This window comes from Deltaproteobacteria bacterium (assembly GCA_026712905.1).
Classification (GTDB): Bacteria; Desulfobacterota; Binatia; order UBA9968; family JAJDTQ01; genus JAJDTQ01.
Map to the genome: position 1 here is coordinate 1 of JAPOPM010000279.1, position 4483 is coordinate 4483.

At 65.5% G+C, this 4483-nt stretch carries 3 protein-coding genes; 1 reads left to right on the forward strand and 2 read right to left on the reverse strand.

Going from position 1 to position 4483, the window contains the following annotated elements:
* The first annotated feature begins 196 nt into the window (after positions 1-196).
* Complete coding sequence (locus tag OXF11_22315; protein MCY4489819.1) at positions 197-409, forward strand: hypothetical protein; 213 nt, start codon at positions 197-199, stop codon at positions 407-409.
* 42 nt (positions 410-451) lie between these two features.
* Here OXF11_22315 and OXF11_22320 read toward each other — a convergent pair whose 3' ends face one another.
* The gene (locus OXF11_22320) at positions 452-724 is read right to left on the reverse strand and encodes an HU family DNA-binding protein (protein MCY4489820.1); all 273 of its coding nucleotides are present in this window, start codon (positions 722-724) and stop codon (positions 452-454) included.
* 1952 nt (positions 725-2676) lie between these two features.
* Positions 2677-4483: AAA family ATPase (locus OXF11_22325; GenBank protein ID MCY4489821.1), on the reverse strand; the 1807-nt coding region annotated here is incomplete at its 5' end.

Below are 4483 nucleotides of genomic sequence, written 5' to 3' on the forward strand. Positions count from 1 at the left end.
GAGATAGAACGGCACCGGCGGGAGGAGTACGACGACCTCCTTGCATTGATGCCGCGGCGGTGGGTGAACCCGCGTATCGGCAAAGTGGTCAAGGAAACGCTGGGCATGTCCTCGAAACGGAGCAGGGTGCCGGCCACAAGCAAGCTGATTCGCACATACACCATACTCAGGTGAACCGATGTCCGGGGAAGACATCATGAAGACAGCCCCGAAAGAACTGAAACGCATACCGGGACAACTCTCGGACTGGGAGCTGGACGTGGCGCAGGTGATTCTGAAGATTCCCCGCGGCCGGCTGACTACCTACGGGTGTCCCACGCGAACCGTGGCTGACCGCCGCGGTGGGCCGGTGGCCGCGAACCATCCTGGCAGTGGCCACCTGCGATGGAAACTCTACGTTGCCTTCTGAATAAGGACAGCCGCTCCCGCCCAGGGCCGTAGCACCTGGACACTAACGCAACCTATCCCGAAGCGTCTTCCCCGCCTTGAGCGACGGAGTCTTCGACGCCGCGATGGCGACGCTCTCTCCCGTCTGCGGATTCCGTCCCGTCCGCGCCGGCGGGCTCTTCGTCGAGAACCTGCCGAACCCGGTGACCGACACCGTCTCCCCGTTCGCAAGAGCGTCCAGGATGACCTCGAATACCGCGTTGACCGCGCTCTTCGCCTGGGCCTTCGTCAGCGGGGCGCGGCGGGCAACCTGGGCCGCGAGATCGGATTTCTTCATGGCTCCATCTCTCCTTAACGGCATTCCTTCCTGATGAACGGCGACGGTGAATCCTCGCGTTTCTCCCTATCACTGCAATGGCGCTTCACGCCAGTCCCGTCACGGCGAGTTTGCCCGGTTCGCGGCTCCCCTCTGCATCCCATCCAGTGCTCCGCCATGCCCCGCTCCATCTCTTCCCGAGCCCATGCTCCCTTCCGGTCGGTCAGGTCCACGTCCACAGCGGCAGCGCACAGGACGGCAAGGTGAGACGCACGGCCCCGCGAAACTCCGCCGGGTCGTCCCGCGTGTGCAGCGGCTGCAATTTCTCTGGCCATCATGTCCGAACGCTTGAACGCGGACGCGCCGGTGACCGCCGTCGCTTCCGCCAACCAGGCGTCGCTACGTTTCGGCGACGCCTGTGTCGTCCCCGAAGACATCCTGCGCCTCGACTCCGAAGGAGCGTGCCGGGCATGCCGTCGCGGCATGGCCGCACCACTCTGTTCACCGGCGACATCTGGAATGTCCGGCACATTTGACACCACCGCCGACAGCAACGGTCGAGTGAGTGTCGTACGGCGTGTCGCCCTGCCGGGCAGCGCTTTGTTCGCTCCCGCTTCCTGGCGCCGGCAGGAAGCCGCACGACGGTCCCGGAAGTGTTCCTGCAAGTGCGCAGCCGAACCCGACGCTCAAGCGGCGCCCGGTGTCTGTCGAGTTCCACGATGGTCGTGTTCCGGGCCTAAGGAAGCAGGACACGGCTCTCTCGGGCTTGAGCCGCGGCAAGGCGGGCAGCGGGCTTGTCGAGGTTGTGGACGGTGCCGCCCTGGCGCCGGCCGCGGCCGCAAATCCCCGTGTGCTCATGATGCCCGGCGGCCATATTGCCCCGAACGCCTTGCGTCCGCTTCGCCGCCGCCGGCCATGGCCCGGTCCGGGTTGCCGTCAGTAGATTGTAAGCGGCTGTAACCCGATTGTAGTGCTCCCGTAACACGGCATAGTGCGGAAAAACTCCCGACAAAACAAGTATGTACGGCACGTCGTCATATGCCGTGATGCTCCAGAGAACCGCCCCGGTTCTCCAGAGCGTCGCACCTGGTTCCCTAGGGAATCGCCCCGGTTCCCTAGGGAATCTTCGTTGCCAGACCTGCGCTCGCGACGACACGGCTGCAGATGCCCGGAGACCGCCCGCGATCCACGGCTTCGACCCCTGTATGCTCTGACCTCCCTCTCCCGCTCAAGCGCCGCTCGGGCTAACCCGCTGATATTGCGCGTCTTTTGTCTCCCCTCGCCGATGTCCCGCCTTGCGGCTGCGTCTCTACGGCGGAGCCGTTATTCTTCTCACACCCGACGCAGCATGCTGCCTGTTGCGCCCTGTCTGCGTCCGCGTGCGCTCCATTGCGCAGGTCGAGCCCCTCACCCCCCGGAAGTACCCTGGAAAAGGCGATACCGGTTTGCGACGCTGCCGTGTACCGGTCGCATGTGGGTGCGAACACATACCCGCGATCTCGAGCACCTGGCGGACTCGAAAGTCCGACGCACGACCATCTCCTGGCGAGAGTCCTCCAGCTTGTCTCCCAACACCAGTTCAGGTGATCGCGCCTGCGGACTGACCGGGGGCGGTTTTTCCACGACAGCCCCGGCGGGCCGAGTCCGTGCAGACGATACCCGGTCGCTGCCATGTCCGCGCCCGGCATTGAACACGGCCGCTTCAGCACCGTCACGCGCGACAGTATGGAGTTTGCGGCGTATTACGTGCAGGAGATCAGCTAGCACCAAGGCGCGTTACCCCGTGTGTTACACGAGGCGCACGAACCACAGGCTGCGCACGGGAATGACACCGAAGGGCCGGGAGTGGCGGGAGGGGGCAGACTGGAATGCCCTAGCCCGTCCCGGTGGCGGCGCGGAGGCATACCGGGTTCCTTGCGCCCCGGGATCTCTGCGGCGGCGGCCTCGGGATCGGCCGGAAGGAGGCGGGGTTTCTACATCTCGAGATCGAAATCGAGGCTCACCTGCGGCTGTTCGAGAACCTCTTCCTGTATGCGATCATGTTCCGACTCGTCTGAACGGTCGAGTTCGCCTTCGGTTTCGAGGCGTGGTCCAGACTCGTGCTCGCGCTCGGGATCGATAACTTGCTCCTCTTCGAGGGCGTGATCCGTCCCGTCAATTGCGCGCGCCGCCTGATCGCCGTCGCGTTCGAGCGTCGATTCGAGGCCGAACGCCGTCTCGTGCGCGGCCTCCATCGCCGCCCCGTCGAGCGCCGCAACCCGCTCGCCCGTGGCTCTCTCCAGTTGATCCGAGAGCTTCCAGGCATCGTCGGTGACCAGCTCGGCACCGTCCCGGGCCCGGCTGATCGCTACGTAGAAGGCCCTCTGGTTGGTCAGGTCCGGGTTCCCCGTGGGCATGGCGGCCACGATCTGGTCCACTGTCCTGCCCTGGAAGGCATGCACCGTGGAGGCAAAAGCGCGGTCGAGGTGGCGGAGTTGGGGGTCATGTTCGGTAAGTTTCGCCGCTGATCCGTCCTCGAGACGGAAGCCGACGCCGTCCTTTCCGACCGATTCCACCATCGCCATCTCGCCGTTGGCGAGTTCCGAGCCCGGATCGTTCCGCGTCCAGCGCACCTTGTCGCCCGCCCGAAGCTCCATTTCCTCGCTCCGGTAGACCTCCACTCCGCCCTTGGCGCCCGCCAGCATGTAGGGCTGCCAGTCCACCAAGTTGCCGTTTCCGTCGCCAAGCCAGACCGTGTTGCGCTCGTAGTCGACCCTCTCCACCTCGCGCTCGTCGCCTTTCTCCACCCCGAGTGTCTTGTACGGGCGGTTGAAGATCACCGTGTCTCCCGCCGAATAGTTCGACGCACGGGCCATCTCGGCGCGCGTCAACCCTCGTGAGACCAGCTTCTCGCCCTGCCTCGCGGGTCCGGAGACCGCTCCTTCCGCGATCAGTTGCGCCCGGATCGTCTCGTTGATCTCGTCCCGAAGTGCCCTTGTCGGCGCTATCACCCCGGTTGCGGCACGCTTTTCGGGAGACAGCGAGAGCCAGCGCTCCGCCGCTTCCTTGCCGATTTCCTCCCTCTCAACCTGTGCGATCCGGTCCCCGAGTTTGTCGAAAGCGGTCCTGACCTCGCCCGCGAGGCCCGCACGAACCGCCTCCTTGAGCTCCCTGTCGCGCTGCCGAAGGATCTCGTCCATTACCGCGGTCTGCATTCCAGCCCGCCCGAGTTGCTCGAACGGCTTCCCTGCCTCCACCGCCCCGAGTTGCTTCTCGTCTCCCACCAGCACCATGCGCGGTACCCGGAGCGTGGTCGCGACCCGGAGCAGTCCCCGCATTTGCTCACTGGACGCGAGCGAGGACTCGTCCACCACGAGCACGGTCTTCGAGAACGAGGCCCGCAGGTTGCGAAGCCCCCTTGTCGTGCCCCGGCCCTCGATGATCCCTTCATGCCGAGCGAGGAACTTCTGGACTGTCTCCGACCCGATGCCCGATTCCCGTTCCAGAGTGCGGGCCGCGGAGGCGGATGGAGCGAGCCCCATCGCGTTGTAGCCCCGGCTCTCCGCGAGCGTCCGGAGCCTGTTCAGCATCGTCGTCTTGCCCGTGCCGGCGTAGCCCTGAACCCCCAGCACCCGGTCTTTCGACGAGAGGATCAACTTGACCGCTTCCTTCTGGCCCTCGTTGAGGCGGCCCCCGTGGAGCTTCGTCTCCGCGATCCAGCCCCGCATGATCGTCTTTTCGGCGCCCTGGCCCGCCTTCATCAACGCGATGGCCTCCGACTCCCGCGCCATGGCCTCGTCC

Bases quoted from the DNA above. Each gene is read 5' to 3' on its own strand.
- OXF11_22315 (MCY4489819.1), top strand. From the start codon at position 197: ATGAAGACAGCCCCGAAAGAACTGAAACGCATACCGGGACAACTCTCG.
- OXF11_22320 (MCY4489820.1), bottom strand. From the start codon at position 724: ATGAAGAAATCCGATCTCGCGGCCCAGGTTGCCCGCCGCGCCCCGCTG.